The organism is Pseudomonas sp. LS-2 (assembly GCF_003605735.1).
GTDB lineage: Bacteria > Pseudomonadota > Gammaproteobacteria > Pseudomonadales > Pseudomonadaceae > Aquipseudomonas.
Map to the genome: position 1 here is coordinate 71,123 of NZ_QXTJ01000033.1, position 19,108 is coordinate 90,230.

Sequence of the window (19,108 nt, forward strand, 5' to 3'; positions counted from 1 at the left end):
CTTCTTATGCTGTTGTTGTGGATTCTGGTTCTGGTGATCGGCGTGGCCTGGCTGGCCCATCGACGCGTCGCCCCCTTCCCTGCCCTGGGAATCGTGGCGATTTACCTGCTAGTGATGGGGGCATTCAGTCATGCCCATGGCTGGATGATCATCCCCTGGGTGTTGTGGCTGGCCGTGGCACTGCCGCTCGCGCTGCCCGACCTGCGTCGCAAATACTTCAGTGCGCCGATGTTCGCCTGGTTTCAGAAAGTGTTGCCGCCGATGTCGGAAACCGAACGCGATGCCATCGACGCCGGCACGGTCTGGTGGGACGGAGAGCTGTTCAGCGGGCGCCCGGACTGGAATACCTTGCTCAGCTATCCGAAAAGCCGGTTGACCGAAGAAGAACAAGCCTTCATCGATGGCCCCACCAATGAACTCTGCGCCATGGTCAGCGACTGGGAAATCGGTCAGGCGATGGATCTGCCGCCCGAAGCCTGGGCGCACATCAAGGAACACGGGTTCTTCGCCCTGATCATCCCCAAAGAGTATGGCGGCAAAGGCTTCTCGGCGTATGCCCACTCGCAGGTGGCGATGAAACTGGCGACCCGCAGCGGCGACCTGGCCTCGACGGTGATGGTCCCTAACTCGCTGGGCCCGGCTGAACTGCTGCTGCACTACGGCACCGACGAACAGCGCAATCACTATCTGCCACGCCTGGCCCGTGGCGACGACATTCCTTGCTTTGCCTTGACCGGCCCGCTGGCAGGTTCTGACGCCGGCGCGATGCCCGACACCGGCATCATCTGCAAGGGCCAGTGGCAAGGCGAGGAAGTCATCGGCCTGCGCCTGAACTGGGAAAAACGCTACATCACCCTCGGCCCCGTCGCGACGTTACTGGGTCTGGCGTTCAAGGCCTACGACCCCGAGCATCTCTTGGGCGAGGAAGAGGATCTGGGGATCAGTCTGGCGTTGATTCCTACCGACACGCCGGGCGTTGAAATCGGCCGTCGCCATCTGCCATTGGGCGCCGCCTTCATGAACGGCCCCAACGCGGGCAAAGACGTGTTCATCCCGCTCGAGTACCTGATTGGCGGTCAGGACATGCTCGGCAAAGGCTGGATGATGCTGATGAATTGTCTGTCGGTGGGACGCTCGATTTCGCTGCCGGCGGTAGGCACTGGCGCTGCCAAATACACCAGTCTGGTCACCGGTCAGTACACGCAGATTCGCGAGCAGTTCAATGTGCCTCTGGCCGCCTTCGAAGGCATTCAGGAATCACTGGCGCGCATTGGCGGCAACGCGTGGCTGATGGACAGTGCGCGTATGTTGACGGCCAACGCGGTGGACCTTGGGGAAAAGCCGTCCGTGCTGTCGGCCATTCTCAAGTATCACCTGACCGAACGCGGCCGCGAGTGCATCACCCACGCCATGGATGTGCATGGCGGCAAGGGCATCATCATGGGCCCGAACAATTATCTGGGCCGCTCGTGGCAAGGCGCGCCGATTTTCATCACCGTGGAAGGCGCGAACATTCTCTCGCGCAACCTGATGATCTTCGGCCAGGGCGCCATTCGTTGCCACCCATTCGTGCTCAAGGAAATGGCCCTCGCCGGACGCGAAGACCATGACCGCGCGGTGGTCGAGTTCGACGATCTGCTGCTGCAACACATCGGTTTTGCCGTGCGTAACACCGCGAGCACGCTGGTGCTCAATCTGGGCTTCGGTCATTTCGAACGCATGCCGGGTGATCGCCTGAGTCAGGGTTATTTCCGCGCCCTCAATCGTCAGGCTGCAGCCTTCGCCATGCTCGCCGACCTGAGCATGATGCTGCTGGGCGGGGAACTGAAACGACGCGAACGCCTGTCGGCGCGACTCGGCGACGTGTTGAGCCATATGTACCTGGCCTCCGCGGCGATCAAGCGTTTTCATGATCTTGATTATCCCGAGGCGCTGGCGCCGCTGTTCCGCTGGTCGATGGAAGAGGCGCTGGGCGAATCGGAACGGGCGCTGGACGAGCTGCTCAGCAACTTCCCGAACCGGATTCTCGGCGGGCTGTTGCGGGTGATCGTGTTTCCGCTGGGTCGCCGTCACAAAGGGCCGTCGGATGCGCTGGATGCCGAAGTCGCCGAGATCATCGGTCGCAGCAAAGGCGACCCGGCGCTCGAATCCGTGCTCGCGGGCTGCTATCGCCCGACATCGGAATCTGACCCGGTGGGCGCACTGCAACATGCGGCAGACCTGCTGAGCGGCGCGAAAACCCTGCATGGCAAACTCCATCACGGGCTCAAGAGCGGCCAAGTCAAAGCGGCGGGTGGCGAGCACGTGATCGATGCCGCGTTGAATGCGGGCGTGTTGCAACCCGCTGAAGCCGAGAAGCTGCGGGCGGCGCAAGCAGCACGACGCAAGGTCATCGATGTGGATGATTTCGATAAGGAAGAGCTGAAGGCGGCTGAAGGAAAAGTCCGCTAAGCCAGGGAGTGAATGGCGATGCGACATCCTCTCTAGCAGCACGGCTTGCCGGCGTTAGCGATCTCAAAGACCTCACCGCCGGCAAGCCGTGTGGCTACAGAATGTGTAGGTTTGGGCAACGCTCACATAAGAAATACCCCTCTAGCCTGCACATCTGCAAAGATTGTCCTACACTCGCCTATAACAACAAGAAAACACCAAAGGGGACGCATCATGATCGATCACCGCATGACCCATCGCTGCCTGCTCGCTGATATCGCCTCGGGGGAGGACCTTCAGAGCGGCAAACCCTCACAGACCCTGCAAACCCTTCTGCTCATCGGCTTCGTCACGCGCCAGCCGAACCCCCACCGCACCTTCTACCATTTGGCACTCACCGAAGCCGGCCATCGTTATCTGGCGGGTTTGTGGCATTGAGATAGCGGCTGGCTCGTCAGGGATCTATACTCCCGCGCCTGTTTTTTGTCTCTGAGGACCTTCATCATGGCCGACGCCAATCTCGACCGCACTCTCAACCTGCTGGCGCACCTGCGCAGCATTCTGGTCGCGCTCGGTGAAGCCGAACAGGTTCCCGAAGAAAGTCATGCGTTGTTTCTGGAGCGTTATGACGAGCTGATGTTGCTGCTGCCGGTCGAACCGATCGAAAGCCAGTACCTGGGCCAGGACCTGCTTTGCCAGGTGATCCAGCGTTACCCGCAGATCGCTCACCTGGTACCGCGCGACCTGCTCTGGTACTTCGGCGGTGACTGCCTGCACTTCATGCCAGACGAAGAAATCGACATGTACACGGCGCTGGAAGAGCGTCGCTTCGAAGCCGAGGAAAACGAAGAACCGTTCGACTGGGATCAAGAGAAGCAATTGCTGGCGATGTCGCAGGACGGCCCGAAACACTAAGCCTGCTCGTTTAAGCGGCCCTCGCAGCAACACGGTTTGCCGGCAGTGGCGCACCTGGAATCGCCACCGCCGGCAAGCGGGACCGCTACAGCTGTTTCATATCTAACCAAACGCTACATGCATTATTTTTATAATTAGCTTAGCGCCAAATCGAATTTCACACGCTCGCCACATCCCCCTATGTTGCTGACTTGCGCCAGCGCGAATGTCCCGCGCCCAGTCGTCATCACAACACAAGGAATGGTCCATGAGCGTCGAATTCATCGGTTACATCGCCACCCAACCCGGCTCGGAAATTCATCCACGCAGTGGCCCGACGATACAGCCCGATTACGTCGAGAAAGTCGCACGCGCCCATGAAGCAGCAGGGTTCGATCGCGCACTGGTGGCCTACCATTCCAACAGCCCGGACAGCGCCTTTGTCGCCGCTTACGCCGCCAGCGTGACCCGCACTCTGAAATTCCTGATCGCCCATCGCCCCGGATTCATCTCCCCCACCGTGGCCGCGCGGCAGTTCGCAACGCTGGATGTGTTTACCGGTGGCCGCACGGCGGTGCATATCATTACCGGTGGCGATGACCTGGAGTTACGCGCCGATGGCAGCTTCATCGGCAAGGACGAACGCTATGCGCGCACCGATGAATACCTGAGCGTGGTACGTCAGGAATGGACCGCAGAAAAGCCCTTCGATCATCAGGGCAGTTATTACCAGTTCGAAGGCGCGCATTCGCTGGTCAAGTCCCCACAGCAACCACACATTCCGCTGTACTTCGGCGGTGCGTCACAAGTGGCCCTCGAGGTTGCGGGCAAACACGCCGATGTCTATGCGTTGTGGGGCGAGACCTACGAGCAAGTCAGCGACATCGTCAGACAGGTGCGGGCAGAGGCCGCCAAACACGGGCGGACGGTCCGTTTCAGCCTGTCGCTGCGACCGATCCTGGCCGACACCGAAGAACTGGCCTGGACGCGTGCCGACAGCATTCTTGAACGCGCCAAAGCCTTGGCCCAGGCCTCGGGTTTCGAACGACGCGAGCCGGCGAACGAAGGTTCCCGGCGCTTGCTGGAAGCCGCGGCCAAGGGCTCGCGGCTGGACAAGCGGCTGTGGACCGGCATCGCCGGATTGCTCGGTGCCAAGGGCAATTCCACCGCGCTGGTGGGCACCCCCGAACAGGTGGCCGAGGCGTTACTCGATTACTACGACCTGGGAATCACCACCTTCCTGATTCGCGGTTTCGACCCGCTGGAGGACGCCATTGATTACGGCAAGAAGCTGATTCCACTGACCCGCGAACGGGTAGCCAAACGCGAGCAGGCGAAGCGCGAACAGGTTGCCTGAAAACATCCGGAGACGTTCGGCCCGGCGGCGTTCCTTGTGCCGACGGCACTGATTTCAGACCCGGCCGCCGGCAAGCCGTGCTGCTACCGATAGAAGTGGACTTACGCGGCGGCCCGCGACTGCTTGAGCGCATCGGCGACACGCTGGCCGAACGCATCCACCGGGCCCTGGAGATTGCCCAGAAAACGCGGATAGATCAGCCAAAGGTCCATGATTGGTTTGAAATCCTTCAGGGGCATCACCGCCAGTCGATCCCGATGCGCGCTGCGCTCGAACAATGGCCGTGGCACCAGCCCCAGACCGATGCCGTCGGCCACCAGCCCCAGTTGCAGCTCGGTGCCGAAAGTTTCCAGATTGACCTTGAGGCTCAACCCCTGATCAGCCAACGTACGCTGCAATCCCGCACGGAAGCCACAGCCGTCCGGGTTCAGCACGAACCCCTGGTCGTAACAGTCCGCCAGCTTGAGCGGCTTTTTCGGCAAGCGATCGCTGGCGCAGACCACCACCAGTTCCATCTTGCCGATGGACTCCCCGGTGATGCCCTCCGGGAAAATCTTGCCTGCCGGGAACAGCGCAGCGGCTGCATCCAGTTCGCCGTTCTCGATTTTGCCGACCAGATGACTGCCCCAGCCGGTGACCACCTGAGCGCTCAGTTCCGGGAACTGCCCGCGCAAATGCCTGAGCGCATCGAGCAGCACCACGTCGCCGATGGTTTGCGGCACACCCAGCCGCAGAAGTCCGCTCGGCGGGGTATCGCTGGCGACCAGCTCCCGCAGCGAATCCATCTCGCGCAGGATCGCCAGACACTTCTGATAGACCTGCATCCCCATGGCTGTCGGTTTCAGCGGTTTGGTATTGCGGTCGAACAGCTCGACGCCCAGCGCCTGCTCGAAGTTCTGCACCCGGCGGGTAATCGCCGGTTGCGTCAACTCCAGCGACTCGGCCGCATGGCTGATCGACTGGCAGCGAATCACCGCCACGAAGGCGTCGATATCATCTATTTTCATTCGCAAGGCACATGGAAGAAGGGACACAAGATAGGCAAAAAGCATAATTGCAAACGCGCCCGCAGGATACCCCGGCAACGAGCGCGGCGCTTATCAAATACTTTTTCGCTATAACCTAATCATCAATAAATAGCATATTAACGGTAAATATTATGCTTATATTGACCACCCCAATCCACCACGGATCTGACATGCGTGAAACTGCCTTGAGTGAGTCTCGACACCCGGAACGACTGCGAAACTTCATCGCAGCGCTGGCCGAACTGATCGACAGCAACCCCGGTGAAGACGATCTCCTGCACCACGGTGGGAAGCTTCTGGGGCAACTGGTGCGACACGATGACTGGTTGCCCGACGAATACGCGCTAGCCGACCCGACTCGCTACCAGCAATTCCTGTTGCACGCCGATTCACGTCAGCGCTTCTCGGTTGTCAGTTTCGTCTGGGGACCGGGTCAGAGCACGCCGATTCACGACCATCGGGTCTGGGGCCTGATCGGCATGTTGCGTGGCGCCGAATACTCGCAGGGATTCGCTCGGGGCTCCGAGGGTCAACTGCAGAAGGCAGGCACGCCCATTCGCCTGGAACCCGGTCAGGTCGAAGCCCTGTCCCCAAGCAGCAACGACATCCATCAGGTCAGTAACGCTTTCAGCGATCAAGTGTCGATCAGCATCCATGTCTACGGCGCCAACATCGGCGCGGTCAAGCGGGCCGTCTACCAGATCGACGGCAGCGAGAAACTGTTCATCTCCGGCTATTCCAACGCCTGGCTCCCGAACATCTGGGACCTGTCCAAAGAGAATCAAGTCCAATGACTCAACGCACACGTTCATTTGCCGATGTTCGCAAAGCCCTGCTGGAACATCAGGAAGTCGCCTTGGTGGATGTGCGCGAAGAAGCGCCGTTCGCCGAATCCCATCCGCTGTTCGCGGCCAATATTCCACTGTCCAAACTGGAGCTGGAAGTATTCTCGCGCATCCCGCGCCGTGACACTGCCATCACGCTATACGACAACGGCGAGGGGCTTGCGCAGTTGGCGAGCGAGCGTTTGTCTGCTCTGGGCTACAGCAACGTGGGATTGCTCGAAGGTGGGTTACAGGGCTGGCGTGACGCCGGGGGCGAACTGTTCATCGATGTCAACGTGCCGAGCAAAGCGTTCGGCGAACTGGTCGAGCATCAGCGTCATACCCCGTCGCTGGCCGCCCAAGAAGTACAACAATTGCTGGACACCAAAGCGGATGTGGTGGTGCTGGACGCTCGTCGTTTCGATGAGTACCAGACCATGAGCATTCCCACCGGCGTCAGTGTGCCGGGTGCCGAACTGGTGCTGCGTGCGCGGGAGCTGGCGCCCGATCCAAAGACACGGATCATCGTCAACTGCGCCGGGCGCACGCGCAGCATCATCGGCACTCAATCGCTGGTCAACGCCGGTCTGCCCAACCCGATTTCAGCGCTGCGCAACGGCACCATCGGCTGGCTGCTGGCGGGCCAGACGCTGGATCACGGCCAGGCCCGACGCTTTCCCGAGATCAGCGATAAAACCCTCGAAGCCGCACGCGCCGATGCCCGTCGCGTGGCCGACAGCGCCGGAGTGAAGCGCGGCACACTTACAGATCTGCACGCGTGGCGCAACGAGGCTGCACGTACGACGTATCTGTTCGATGTCCGCACCCCTGAGGAATACGAAGCCGGTCACCTGCCCGGCGCACGCTCGACACCCGGTGGCCAACTGGTACAGGAAACCGATCACTACGCCAGCGTGCGCGGGGCGCGAATTGCGCTGGCGGACGACGACGGGGTACGCGCCAATATGTCAGCGTCCTGGCTGGCGCAGCTGGGGTGGGAGGTGTTCGTGCTCGACAACCTGACACCAAGGGCATTCAGCGAAACCGGTGCCTGGAACCCGCCGATCCCGACGCCGTGGCAGGTCGAGGAGATCAGTGCCCAAACCCTGCATCAATGGCAGCAGCATGGGGGTGTCGCGGTGCTGGATTTCACCGCCAGCGCCAACTATGTGAAACAGCATATTCCCGGTGCCTGGTGGACGTTGCGCGCTGACCTTTCCAACGCGCTGAGAAAAATCCCCGCAGCCGAGCGCTATGTACTGACCTGTGGCAGCAGCAAACTGGCGCGTCTGGCGGTGCCCGAAGTCGAAGCACTGACCGGCAAACCCGTGTTCCTGCTCAGGGACGGCACGGCGAGCTGGATCGCCGCGGGGCTTGCACTGGAAGCGGGTGAAACGCACCTTGCGTCCCCGCGCATCGACCGCTATCGCCGCCCGTACGAGGGCACTGATGCACCGCGCGAAGCGATGCAGGCGTATCTGGATTGGGAGTTCGGATTGGTGGAGCAACTGGGCCGTGACGGGACCCACGGGTTTTACGTGATCTGAATGAAACACCCGGTAGCAGCAAGGCTTGCCGGAGAGAGATCTTAAGGACGCCACCGCCGGCAAGCCGAACGCTACAGCTTGAGACACCCCTGCCATTGATTGCCGACCCCTTCTCCAGGCGGAGGCCGCAGCCTTTTTTTCTTTAGCCTGGAGACACCCGCATGTCGCTACTCTCGACACACCTGACCCACACCAGACGCCTGCTGTTCGGCGCATTGATAGCCCTTTCGCTCGACCAATACAGTCATGCCGACGAACCGCTGCAACCCCTGCTCGTCGCCAATCAGAAATCCGCATTGAAGGTGCTGCTGCAAGTTTCCGGCGAACTGAAGGACGTACCCTACGAAATCAAATTCTCCGAATTCCCCTCTGCGTCGCCTTTGGGCGAGGCGTTGAATGCCGGCGCAGTGGATGTCGGCGCACTGGGCGATGCACCTTATGTATTCGCCCTCGGTGCCGGCGCCTCGCTGAAAGTCATCAGCATTACCCACGTCAACGGCCGCTACACCACGGCATTGATCGTGCGCAATGATTCGCCGATCAAATCGGTGGCGGACCTCAAAGGCAAACGCATCGTCACCGGGCGCGGTTCGATCGGACATTACCTTGCCATTCGCGCCCTGGATGAAGCGGGGCTGAAAACCAGCGATGTCAGTTTCGTCTATCTGTTGCCAAGCGAATCGCGGTTGATCCTCGATAACGGCGACGCCGACGCCTGGGCCACATGGGCGCCCTACACCACCGTCGCCACCCAGAGCGGCGCGCGGATTCTGCCCAATGGCCCCGATCTGCTGACCAACCATTCCTACCTGGCCGCCACCAGCAAGGCCATCGCCGAAAAACGCGCTCAACTGGATGACTTCGTCGTACGGCTGGACCGAGCGTATCGCTGGGTCAATGCCCATCCCAAGGAATACGCCGCCGCCCAGACCAAAGTCACCGGCCTGCCACTGGACGTGCATCTGGCGATCAACAAGGACACCACGATGGAGCGCGTCAGCATCGATGACGGCGTGGTCAAAGGCCTGCAGAACACCGCCGACATCTATGAGCGCGAAGGCATTCTCAACAAGCATGTCGATGTTTCCAATGGATTCGACCCGGCGTTCAACGCCATCCGACTGACCGCCGAACAATCCGCCGAACGCAGCGATGCACAGGCCACACGTTAAGCCGGACGCTCCAAGAGGGGTATGCGCAGACAACAAAGCGGGGGGAAGGTCGACAAGCCAGGCAGTCTCGTGAAAAATGCGGCCTTCGCCGTTGAGATGGGATTCGCTCGTCTTGAGCGAGTGACGTCCAACGAGGTACCGAATGCCCAGCCTGTCCCCCATTTCAGACGACCTTCCAGACTACCGAATGGAGGTCATGTATGGATTGGTGACGTCGTTTTCTGGCAAGGGCAAGACGTCACTGCTAAAGCTTCTGCGATCAATGGATGTCAAGGATCCCCACGGCAACCTGCTGGACGTTGCGACGCTCTATGAAATTCTGGAAGAGCTGCAGCGTGAGGAGTGGGTCGTGCTGGAGAAGCGTCCTGAAGCGCAACTCCTCTGCGTCGCCCCGCCACGGCGAAATCGCGTATTGCTGAGCCTGCTGCAATCAAAGAACTGCGATGACTGGCTAGACGAGATCAAGACAGGCCTGCCCTTGCTCAGCGCGTGGCAAACGCCGGGGCGCCCCCGGATATTGCAGGACCTCTGGCTGAATCTGCTCAGCGACGATACCGGTGCGCTGGCGAACTCGCTGCAACAGGCGTCGTACCTTTTTGTCCATTCTGACGCCCCCGTCCCGCACCCCATGCAGCTGCTGCAAGCCGACCCCCAGGGTCTGGAGGTATTTGCCAGACTCAACGACGACACGCGCGCCTTGCTGTTGGGCGATCACCTGAACCTGCTCAATAACGTGCTGGGGCCCGCGGGTCTCAGTTACGACCTGGCCCTGGAAGAAATTGAGGCTCGGCCGAACCGTGAGCTGGCGCTGGAGTTGTCGCTTCAAGCAGTGTGGCGCGGTGATTGGGTCACCCTGCAATACCTCGCCTCGGATGAGCTTGAACTGCTTCAGCAAACCATCCAGCTGATACTGCGCGGCCAGGTGAGCGAAACGCTGCTGTTACTGCGCGGCTGGCTCACCGAAATGCGCAGGCTGACCAAGAAACGCAAGATAGACCTGCCGCCCGTGCTCAACCTGTTTTACTGCCTGGCGCTGGTGGCGGAGAACGACCCGAAACAGCGTGCGCAATTGAAGCAGGCAATCACGCTGGGTGATAAGGAACGTTACGGCCCCGCTTACCACGTGCTGTTGAATCTCTTCGAACAATTGCAGGGCGAGAAGCCATCCCTGTCCTCCACCTACCTGCCGCACAGGACCAATGGACTGGACGGTTTGGTGGGCGCACTGGCCCTGTACTGGCTGGATGCACCCCAGGCGCGCAAGGATAACTGGCGTCTCAAGCTCGAAGAATACCGCGACCAGCTCGATCGAGAGGGCTATGCCTGGCTGGCGGCAGAGTTCGACGCACTGATCGCCGCGCAATATCTCGTGCCTCGGCAATTGGCCGATGTGCACCTGAGCGCCGACCTGCAACCGCTGGTCTCGCTTTGTCACCGCCAGGAAGCCTGGGAGCATGCGCTCAATGCGCTGACGCAACTACGGCCTGGCAAGGCGGCGGCCACCCCCGTTGCAGACGAGAACAACACGCGGCTGGCGTGGCTGATTTCCATCGGCACGTATTCGAGAAAGGTCGAACCGCGCGAACAGAAACGCAACTCCAAGGGCCAGTGGAGCAAAGGCCGGGTGGTGGCACTCAAACGTCTTCTCGACGACAGCGCCCTCATGGACTTTCTCTGCGAGCAGGACCGCCAGGCCATCAGCGCAATCGTGGTCAGCCATCATCACTACAGCAGCGTCGATTACGAACTGCCCTTCGGCCTGGCCATGCCCCGACTGGTCGGACACCCTGCGCTGTACTGGGACGACGCGCCCGACGTGCGCATCGATCTGCAAGCGGGCCAGGCGTCGCTGAACCTTCAGTCCTCGGCCGGGCAGATCCGCCTGCAGCTGGAACCGGAAGGCATTCGAAGCGCCGATGAAGTTTTTGTGCACAAAGAGACCCCGACGCGCCTTATGGTTTATCCGATGAGCCGCGAACTGCGCAAAATCGCCGACATCGTCGGCAAGGGCCTGAGCGTCCCGACGTCGGCCAAGGGGCAATTGATCGAAGCGGTGAGCGCCATCGCCCCGCTCCTGCCCATCCACTCGGACATTCCCGAACTCACCGGGCATCTCGACAAGGAGCCCGCCGACACCCGTCTCTATGCGCACTTGCTGCCACTGGCCGAGGGCGTTCGCCTGCAACTGCTGGTGCGTCCGCTGACGGAAGGCAGTTGGTTCCGCCCGGGTCATGGCTCGAAAAATCTATTGGGCGAACGCGACGGCAAACCCTTGCAGGTGAGCCGCGATCTGGCGGGCGAAAAAAAGGCGCTACAGGTTGTACTGGAATGCTGCCCAGGGCTCGCTTACGCCGAAAGCGACGGCCAGGAATGGCAACTGGATCAGCCCCAGCATGCCCTGCAGTTACTCAGCGAATTGCATGCACTGGACGGCGAGCAGCTTCATTGCATCTGGCCGGAAGGCGAGCGCATGCGGATCAAGGGCCGGTCCGGGCTCAGCCAGCTCAACCTGGGGCTTCGTCAGCAGGGTGACTGGTTCCTGCTGCAAGGGAATATCACCCTGGACGACGGCAAAGTGCTGGAACTGCGTCAACTCCTCGAACTGCTCAAATCCAGTCCCGGACGCTTTCTGAAGCTCAACGAACGCGACTGGCTGGCCCTCGACGACAGTTTGCGCAAGCGGCTCGACGAATTGGCTCATTTGGCCGACCGCATCAACGATGACGGTCTGCGCCTCAGTCCGCTCACCGCCCCGCTGCTCGCAAGCCTTGCCCAGGAAGCCGGTCAGTTCCAGGCGGATGCGGGCTGGCAGGAGCACCTGAAGAAACTGGAATCGTTGCGCGACTATCAACCGCAAGTGCCTACCACGCTGCACGCCGAACTGCGGGACTACCAGCACGATGGTTTTGTCTGGCTGGGGCGCCTTGCGCAATGGGGGGTCGGCGCCTGCCTGGCGGACGACATGGGTCTGGGCAAGACCGTGCAGACCCTCGCGCTGCTGTTGCAACGTGCCGCCATGGGGCCACAACTGGTGGTCGCGCCGACGTCGGTCACACTCAACTGGCAATCGGAAAGCGCACGCTTCGCGCCCGGCCTCACTGTTCGGCTCTATCAGCAACAGCGCAGCCTGAATGACCTTGGCCCCGGCGACCTGGTCATCGTCAGCTACGGCCTGCTGCAACTGGACACAGAAGCCTTCACCGCTCAGCACTGGAGCAGCGTGGTACTGGATGAAGCTCAGGCCATCAAGAATGCCCAGACCAAACGCTCGCAGACGGTCATGGCGCTGGACGCGGATTTCCGCATGGTCGCAACCGGCACGCCGCTGGAAAACCACCTCGGCGAACTGTGGAACCTGTTCCGGTTCATCAATCCCGGTCTACTGGGCAGTCAGGACAGCTTCGCTGCCCGCTTCGCCACGCCTATCGAACAAGGGGATGTGGCGGCGCGACGCGCACTCAAGGCATTGATCCAGCCGTTCATCCTCCGTCGCCTGAAAAACCAGGTCCTCGAAGAGCTTCCGGCCCGCACCGAGACCACTTACAAGGTGCCGNAAAGCCATGCAAGTGCTGACGGAAATCACCCGCCTGCGGCGCTTCTGCTGCCATCCCTCCCTCGTCCTGCCCGGCTCGACGCTGCAGGGCAGCAAGTTGCAGGCGTTCACCAAGATCACCGGCGAGTTGCTGGAGAACCGCCACAAGGCGCTGGTATTCAGCCAGTTCGTCGACCACTTGAGCATCGTGCGCGGCTGGCTCGACGAGCAAGGCATCAGCTATCAATACATCGACGGCTCAACCCCCGCCAGAGAACGTCAGAAACGCGTCGAAGCCTTCCAGGCCGGCGTCGGCGATATCTTCCTGATCAGCCTCAAAGCCGGTGGCAGCGGTCTTAACCTGACCGCCGCCGACTACGTCATCCATCTGGACCCTTGGTGGAACCCGGCAGTGGAAGATCAAGCCAGCGACCGCGCCCACCGCATGGGCCAGCAAAAACCAGTGACGATCTATCGACTGGTGACCGAGAACAGCATCGAAGAACAGATCGTTGCACTGCACGGGCGCAAGCGGGACCTGGCTGACAGCCTGCTGGACGGCGGAGAGATCAGCGCGAAACTGGATGCTGATGCGCTGTTGAAGCTGCTCAAGGGATAGAGGTGGGCAAGCCGTGCGGTAAAGGGGGTCCTTTGTGTGACAGAACCATGTTGCGACGCCGACCTCTGTAGCAGTCCGGCTTGCCGGCGGTGACGTTATGAAGATCGCCGCCGCCGGCAAGCCGTGCTGCTACAGGGCCCTCTGGGATTCGTACCGCTTGATTGCTCCCAGAACCAATAAACGCGCACAAACAAAAACGCCGCTCTGTTGAGCGGCGTTTTTGAGAATTTGGAGCGGGAAACGAGACTCGAACTCGCGACCCCGACCTTGGCAAGGTCGTGCTCTACCAACTGAGCTATTCCCGCAATATGGCGTCCCCTAGGGGACTCGAACCCCTGTTACCGCCGTGAAAGGGCGGTGTCCTAGGCCACTAGACGAAGGGGACACTGCCTGAAACACCATGGTGTTGTGTTTCAGTTCCAGAAACACACCCGAAGATGCTTCCTGGTTTCACTCAGCTTCACTCCGGGCAAACCCTGAAGCAAAACTGCTTAAAATTGGAGCGGGAAACGAGACTCGAACTCGCGACCCCGACCTTGGCAAGGTCGTGCTCTACCAACTGAGCTATTCCCGCAATATGGCGTCCCCTAGGGGACTCGAACCCCTGTTACCGCCGTGAAAGGGCGGTGTCCTAGGCCACTAGACGAAGGGGACACGCTACAACATTCACTCCCTGCCGCGCTTCGCTGTGTGCTTTACGCTGCAAGTGGCGCGCATTCTATGGATGGTTGGAGAGGTCGTCAACCCCCCCAATGAAAATTTATTCAAATCAATGACTTCGCCCTCTAATTCGTTAATGGCTGGCCGATACAGGGGAGTCGGTAGCCATGACTACAATAGAGCTATTAATAAGCAGGGCGACCACAACCCTTCCCGTGCGAGTGCATAGCCNCCACTCATAATCACCCTGATGGTCGTAACAGGCATCGTACTGCTGATTGCTGTTGGCTATTTGAACCACGTAGCCGAAAGCAAGAAGGTAGAGCGCGCTCGCACGCTGGTGGAACTCAACGACCGCCTGCGTCGCTGCAGCGAATTGTCGGAGACCTTCCCCGGCCAGTTGATGAGCCCGGCACTCAAACTGCTTCTGGTGCGCCTGGAACTGAACGTGATCAAACGCCTGATCGCGCTGGAGAGAAGAAACAATCCCGGCATCCAGGAGCGTGAAACCGAACTGGAAGCGCTGATCGCTCAGGGCGACAACATCAAGGTCAGCAACCCGGCCAGCCCGATCCAGACCGAAGCCAAGGCCAAGGATGTGCGTTTTCTTCTGGAGGCCATGCATGGCCAAGTCACCCGCGCCGCTCACGACGGCGCGCTACAGACCGCCGAAGCCAAGCACTGGATCCGCGAGATTCGCAACATGCTGGTGCTGTTGCACATCGAGTTCTTCAATAATCTGGGGCAGCAGGCCTTGAACCAGGATCAGCCCGGTCAGGCGCGCCTTGCCTTCGAGCGCGGCGTCCAGTACTTGAAGAATCAGGCAGAACCTGCACCGTGGAAAACCCACCTGCAGGCGATGGAGCGGCAACTGGCGCGCGCCAATGCCATGGTGCTCGACACCATCGCGCCGACCGAAGACGATCACAACGAGCTGACTGAAGGCCTGAAGGCCGACGACGTCGATGCCGAATGGAAAAAGAAAGCCATCTACGACTGATGGCTTGACCGATCGACCTGTGAATGGCGCTGACGAATAGCCCTGCGTAGCCCTCCGGCCGGGAGTCGTTCCTTTTGCCAGCGGTAGCGGTCCAGATGACGCCACCGCCGGCAAACGGAACGCCGCCCGGCCGTGCTGCTACAGGTATTACTTCTCAGCCGCTCGACTCAGCAGTCAGTGGCCTTGAGGAAGATCGCCGCCAGTTGCTCGATCCCCGCCTGATCCGCTTCGCTGAAACGCGCCAGACTTGGACTGTCCAGGTCCAGCACGCCAATCAAACGCCCCTCCTTGACCAACGGCACCACCAACTCGCTGTTGGAGGCGCTGTCGCAGGCGATATGCCCCGGAAATTCGTGCACATCGCGCACCCGCTGCGTCTCGCGGCTCTGTGCCGCCGCGCCGCAGACGCCCTTGCCGAACGGAATCCGCACACAGGCAATCTGGCCTTGAAACGGGCCAAGCACCAGTTCTTCGTTGCGGTTGAGGTAAAAGCCCGCCCAGTTCAAATCGTCGAGCTGGCTATAAAGGAAGGCGGAGAACTGCGCGGCGTTGGCGATGAAGTCGCGCTCGTCCGCCAACAGGGATTCCAGCTGTGCGGCCAACAGGCGATAGCCGTCGAGGCCCTCACCCGCTGCATTCAAATCGATCATGGGTGTTGCTCCAGCATTTTCAAACCAACCCAGTAACGGGCGAACTGATAGGCACAGCGGCCATTGCGGTTGCCGCGCCCGGTGGCCCAGCGCACTGCAAGAATGTCGAGTTCGTGATCGCGCTGCCATTGCAGACCGGCCTTGGCCGCCAGCTCACCGATCCAGTGCTCCACCACGTCCAGGAAATGCTCCTGCGTGAATGGATAGAACGACAGCCACAAGCCGAAGCGGTCAGACAACGCGATCTTGTCTTCCACCGCTTCGCTGGGGTGAATCTCGCCATCGTCGCCGCGCTGCCAGTGGGCATTGTCGCTCTCTTTCTCCGGCACCAGATGGCGGCGGTTGGAAGTGGCGTACAACAGAACGTTGTCCGGCGCCTGTTCGAGGGAGCCATCGAGCACGCTCTTGAGCACGCGGTAGTCGCCCTCACCGGATTCGAACGACAGGTCGTCGCAGAACAGCACGAATCGCTGTGGCAGTTTCTGCAGTTGTTCGACCACGCGGGGCAGATCCCCCAGATGATCGCGCTCGATCTCGATCAGACGAAGACCGGCCTTGGCGTGCTCGGCCAGCAAGGCGCGAACCAGCGAAGACTTGCCGGTGCCACGCGAGCCCCAGAGCAAGGCGTGGTTGGCAGGCAGGCCATCGATGAACTGCTGCGTATTGCGGCCCAATTGAGCACGCTGCTGATCGACGCCGATCAGGTCGGACAGGCGCATGTCCAGGGTGACGTCCAGTGGCATCAGGTAACCGACGCGCCCTTCGCGCACCCAGCGCGCCGCCAGCGACGTGTTCCAGTCCATCGGCTCGCGCACTGCGGGCAGAAGGGGCTCGAGTCGCGCCAGAACCGATTCGGCGCGCTCCAGAAATGCGTTCAACCGAGAATCCACAATGTCTCCTTGATTTAACTGGTTAAAGCTCAGGTACGATCAGCTATGCTTTGCCCGCGACGGACACGAGAAGTGCAAGTGCCTCACGGATCAAGCGCCCTTATGGATATACCAATCACTCACCGACTGTCGTTCAAACAGGCCCGTTTGACCGTTCTGATCGGCTTCCTTTTGGGAACCCTGCTCAGCCTGTTTCAAATTGCGATCGATTATGCCAGCGAAGACGCATCCATCGATCGTGAAATTCGCTCTTTACTGCAAATCAGTCACAACCCTGCCTCCCGAATTGCCTACAACATCGACGCCGAACTGGCCCAGGAACTGACATCGGGGCTTCTGCATTCGCCCGCCGTGATCGGCGCACGCCTGACCGACAACAACAATGTCCTGCTGGCCGCCGTGTCCCGCCCGCCCACGCAAACCCCGTACCGGATGCTCAGCGACTCGCTGTTCGGTAAAAGCCGGCAGTTCGAAGACATCCTGCATCTGGACCACATGCCCAACGAGGCCATCGGCACGCTGCACCTGGACGTCGACACGTTTGCATTCGGCAGTCATTTCCTGCAGCGCGCGGAAATCACGCTGCTCAATGGATTCGTTCGCAGCCTGGTGCTGGCCGGCATCCTCATGGCGTTGTTTTACCTGACACTCACCAAGCCTTTGACCGGCGTCATTCGGGCCTTGGCCAACCGCGACTCGAGCAGCCCCAAACAGACCCCACTGCCCTGCCCGCCCGGGCATGAGAACGATGAGATCGGCGTGCTGGTGCAGGTCGCCAATCAGCAATTCGAGAACGTCGCGTGCGAATTCGTGCGCCGGCGCGACGCCGAAAACCGACTGACCGATCACTTGAATGAGCTGGAAGACATTGTTTCGGCACGGACCATAGAACTCAAGTCGACTAACGCCAGCCTCAGCCGATCCAACGAAGAATTGCAGATCGCGCGCAGCACGGCACTGGACATGGCTCATGCCCGGTCGGCATTTCTCGCCCACATGAGCCACGAAATCCGCACGCCGCTCAATGGCCTGTTGGGGATGCTGGCATTGTCCCTCGACGGCCCGCTGAGCGCAGAGCAACGCCAGCAACTGTCGATTGCCCACGACTCGGGCAAAGTGCTGGTCGAACTGCTCAACGACATTCTCGACCTGTCGAAATTCGACGCCGGCCAGCTTGAGCTCGAACGCATTCCCTTCGACCTGGCCACGCTGATCGAAGACACCGCAAATCTGCTTTCGCAGAACGCAGCGCCCAGTGTCGAGCTTACGTGCCTGATCGATCCTCGGTTCCCCGCCCTGGTCATGGGCGACCCGACGCGGGTTCGGCAGATCGTCAGTAACTTGCTGTCCAACGCGCTCAAGTTCACCCGCGTCGGACGCGTCGACATTCGCCTGAGCCAGCATCAGGACACTGTGCGCATCGAGGTCTGCGACACGGGTATCGGTATCGCCCAGGACGCCCAGGCGAAAATCTTCCAGCCCTTCACTCAGGCCGAAGCGGCGATTACCCGCCAATACGGCGGCACGGGGTTGGGCCTGAGCCTGACCCACAACCTGTGCAAAGCCATGAATGGCCAGTTGAGCATCGAGTCTACCGCTGGCGTGGGCAGCCGCTTCTGCGCAGACCTGCCGCTGCCCGCCCATACACCTGAGCCCGCATGGCCGGCGCTCAAAGGGCGCGTGGCGGTGGTCAGTGCAGCCGGCAGCGGACTGTTGGAGATGTTGAGCGTTTTGTTGCCTGACTGGGGCATCGACTATCGGCACTTGCGCGCCAGTGACCCACAGCCGGAGGTCCAGCCCGACCTGTTGATCACCGATTGCCCCGAATGCCTGATCGGCATCCGCCCCGCGACGCAGATTCCCATTCTGCTGGTGACGGCCTACGGCAACTTCATGCCGGGCCAGCAAGTCGTGGCACTAGCGCCTTTGCAGCAACAGGCACGGCCGCTGTCACGCACCGTTCTGCATCAGGCGCTCAGCCAGATTCTGCACAGCGAAGGGCGAACGTCAGGCGCTCGTTTGACCATCGGCGAGCCCGTGACCCATCGCGCACGGATCCTGCTGGTTGAAGACAATCCGGTGAACCAGTTGGTGGCCAAAGGCATGCTGGGCAAACTGGGCTGTGAGGTGGTCGTCAGCAGCCATGGCGCCGAGGCGTTGCAGCAGCTTGAGCGCGGACAATTCGACCTGGTACTGATGGACTGCAACATGCCGGTGATGGATGGCTATGAAGCCACCCGACTGATACGTCAGAGCGGCAAATGGCCCGGTCTGCCGATCATTGCGCTGACCGCCAATGCGATGCCGGAAGAACGCGAACATTGCAAGAACGCGGGCATGAACGACTACCTGGCCAAGCCTTTTCATCGGGAGGAACTGATCCATCTGCTGGATCAGTGGATCGCGGTGGTGCAGGTCAATGACTGATGTCCTTGTGGCAGTCCGGCTGGTCAGCGGTAACGGTTTTGATAACGTCACCGCCGGCAAGCCGCGCTGCTACAGGGG

General features: G+C 60.7%; 13 protein-coding genes, 4 tRNA genes and 1 pseudogene. 11 read left to right on the forward strand and 7 right to left on the reverse strand.

The window, feature by feature from the left end:
* Positions 1-6: 6 nt before the first annotated feature.
* The 4 genes from D3M70_RS18555 to D3M70_RS18570 all read left to right on the forward strand — a co-directional run bounded on the left by D3M70_RS18555 (position 7) and on the right by D3M70_RS18570 (position 4,681).
* Positions 7-2,451 carry an acyl-CoA dehydrogenase gene (locus tag D3M70_RS18555; RefSeq protein ID WP_120127156.1) on the forward strand — a complete coding sequence of 815 codons (2,445 nt, stop codon included), beginning with the start codon at positions 7-9 and terminating at the stop codon, positions 2,449-2,451.
* Between the two features lie 213 nt (positions 2,452-2,664).
* Complete coding sequence (locus D3M70_RS18560; RefSeq protein ID WP_120127157.1) at positions 2,665-2,868, forward strand: hypothetical protein; 204 nt, start codon at positions 2,665-2,667, stop codon at positions 2,866-2,868.
* A gap of 66 nt (positions 2,869-2,934) precedes the next feature.
* Positions 2,935-3,345 carry a PA2817 family protein gene (locus D3M70_RS18565; RefSeq protein ID WP_120127158.1) on the forward strand — a complete coding sequence of 137 codons (411 nt, stop codon included), beginning with the start codon at positions 2,935-2,937 and terminating at the stop codon, positions 3,343-3,345.
* 247 nt (positions 3,346-3,592) lie between these two features.
* A complete protein-coding gene (locus tag D3M70_RS18570) occupies positions 3,593-4,681 on the forward strand; it encodes an LLM class flavin-dependent oxidoreductase (RefSeq protein ID WP_120127159.1) in 1,089 nt (362 codons plus the stop codon).
* A gap of 101 nt (positions 4,682-4,782) precedes the next feature.
* Here the strand turns inward: D3M70_RS18570 and D3M70_RS18575 are convergent, their stop codons facing one another.
* A complete protein-coding gene (locus D3M70_RS18575) occupies positions 4,783-5,688 on the reverse strand; it encodes a LysR family transcriptional regulator (protein WP_120127160.1) in 906 nt (301 codons plus the stop codon).
* 206 nt (positions 5,689-5,894) lie between these two features.
* Here D3M70_RS18575 and D3M70_RS18580 point away from each other — a divergent pair, with 206 nt between their 5' ends.
* The 5 genes from D3M70_RS18580 (at position 5,895) to D3M70_RS33370 (ending at position 13,403) form a co-directional block, all read left to right on the forward strand.
* Entirely contained in the window at positions 5,895-6,503 is a 609-nt protein-coding gene (locus tag D3M70_RS18580; protein WP_120127381.1) for a cysteine dioxygenase, read from the forward strand.
* Positions 6,500-8,080, forward strand: a complete 1,581-nt coding sequence (locus tag D3M70_RS18585; protein WP_120127161.1) for a rhodanese-related sulfurtransferase — start codon at positions 6,500-6,502, stop codon at positions 8,078-8,080. Before D3M70_RS18580 ends, D3M70_RS18585 begins: the two co-directional genes overlap by 4 nt.
* Before the next feature lie 161 nt (positions 8,081-8,241).
* A complete protein-coding gene (locus tag D3M70_RS18590; RefSeq protein WP_120127162.1) occupies positions 8,242-9,252 on the forward strand; it encodes an ABC transporter substrate-binding protein in 1,011 nt (336 codons plus the stop codon).
* Between the two features lie 142 nt (positions 9,253-9,394).
* On the forward strand, positions 9,395-12,805 hold a 3,411-nt coding region (locus tag D3M70_RS18595; protein ID WP_256659916.1), incomplete at its 3' end, for a DEAD/DEAH box helicase.
* Between the two features lie 7 nt (positions 12,806-12,812).
* Positions 12,813-13,403 carry a DEAD/DEAH box helicase gene (locus D3M70_RS33370; protein ID WP_256659930.1) on the forward strand — a complete coding sequence of 197 codons (591 nt, stop codon included), beginning with the start codon at positions 12,813-12,815 and terminating at the stop codon, positions 13,401-13,403.
* Positions 13,404-13,632: 229 nt separating this feature from the next.
* On the opposite strand, the gene D3M70_RS18600 is transcribed toward D3M70_RS33370, so the two are convergent.
* The 4 genes from D3M70_RS18600 to D3M70_RS18615 all read right to left on the reverse strand — a co-directional run bounded on the left by D3M70_RS18600 (position 13,633) and on the right by D3M70_RS18615 (position 14,057).
* Positions 13,633-13,708: transfer RNA gene (locus D3M70_RS18600), tRNA-Gly, on the reverse strand.
* A gap of 4 nt (positions 13,709-13,712) precedes the next feature.
* Positions 13,713-13,788 (reverse strand) — tRNA-Glu (locus tag D3M70_RS18605).
* Positions 13,789-13,901: 113 nt separating this feature from the next.
* A tRNA-Gly gene (locus D3M70_RS18610) sits at positions 13,902-13,977 on the reverse strand.
* A 4-nt stretch (positions 13,978-13,981) separates the two neighbouring features.
* A tRNA-Glu gene (locus D3M70_RS18615) sits at positions 13,982-14,057 on the reverse strand.
* A gap of 238 nt (positions 14,058-14,295) precedes the next feature.
* Between D3M70_RS18615 and D3M70_RS18620 the strand changes: the two are divergent.
* Positions 14,296-15,063 (forward strand): annotated as a pseudogene (locus tag D3M70_RS18620) (hypothetical protein); the annotation flags it as partial.
* A gap of 167 nt (positions 15,064-15,230) precedes the next feature.
* Here the strand turns inward: D3M70_RS18620 and D3M70_RS18625 are convergent.
* Together D3M70_RS18625 and D3M70_RS18630 are read right to left on the reverse strand one after the other, a co-directional pair.
* Positions 15,231-15,713, reverse strand: coding sequence for a GAF domain-containing protein (locus tag D3M70_RS18625; protein ID WP_120127164.1), 483 nt, complete (start codon positions 15,711-15,713; stop codon positions 15,231-15,233).
* A complete protein-coding gene (locus tag D3M70_RS18630; RefSeq protein WP_120127165.1) occupies positions 15,710-16,603 on the reverse strand; it encodes an ATP-binding protein in 894 nt (297 codons plus the stop codon). Before D3M70_RS18630 ends, D3M70_RS18625 begins: the two co-directional genes overlap by 4 nt.
* Positions 16,604-16,705: 102 nt before the next feature.
* Between D3M70_RS18630 and D3M70_RS18635 the strand changes: the two genes are divergently transcribed.
* Positions 16,706-19,030: a response regulator gene (locus D3M70_RS18635; protein ID WP_120127166.1), complete on the forward strand. Its 2,325-nt coding sequence runs from the start codon at positions 16,706-16,708 to the stop codon at positions 19,028-19,030.
* The last annotated feature ends 78 nt before the right edge of the window (positions 19,031-19,108 follow it).

Bases quoted from the DNA above. Each gene is read 5' to 3' on its own strand.
- D3M70_RS18585 (WP_120127161.1), top strand. From the start codon at position 6,500: ATGACTCAACGCACACGTTCATTTGCCGATGTTCGCAAAGCCCTGCTG.
- D3M70_RS18570 (WP_120127159.1), top strand. From the start codon at position 3,593: ATGAGCGTCGAATTCATCGGTTACATCGCCACCCAACCCGGCTCGGAA.
- D3M70_RS18625 (WP_120127164.1), bottom strand. From the start codon at position 15,713: ATGATCGATTTGAATGCAGCGGGTGAGGGCCTCGACGGCTATCGCCTG.
- D3M70_RS18575 (WP_120127160.1), bottom strand. From the start codon at position 5,688: ATGAAAATAGATGATATCGACGCCTTCGTGGCGGTGATTCGCTGCCAG.
- D3M70_RS33370 (WP_256659930.1), top strand. From the start codon at position 12,813: ATGCAAGTGCTGACGGAAATCACCCGCCTGCGGCGCTTCTGCTGCCAT.
- D3M70_RS18560 (WP_120127157.1), top strand. From the start codon at position 2,665: ATGATCGATCACCGCATGACCCATCGCTGCCTGCTCGCTGATATCGCC.
- D3M70_RS18590 (WP_120127162.1), top strand. From the start codon at position 8,242: ATGTCGCTACTCTCGACACACCTGACCCACACCAGACGCCTGCTGTTC.
- D3M70_RS18555 (WP_120127156.1), top strand. From the start codon at position 7: ATGCTGTTGTTGTGGATTCTGGTTCTGGTGATCGGCGTGGCCTGGCTG.
- D3M70_RS18565 (WP_120127158.1), top strand. From the start codon at position 2,935: ATGGCCGACGCCAATCTCGACCGCACTCTCAACCTGCTGGCGCACCTG.
- D3M70_RS18635 (WP_120127166.1), top strand. From the start codon at position 16,706: ATGGATATACCAATCACTCACCGACTGTCGTTCAAACAGGCCCGTTTG.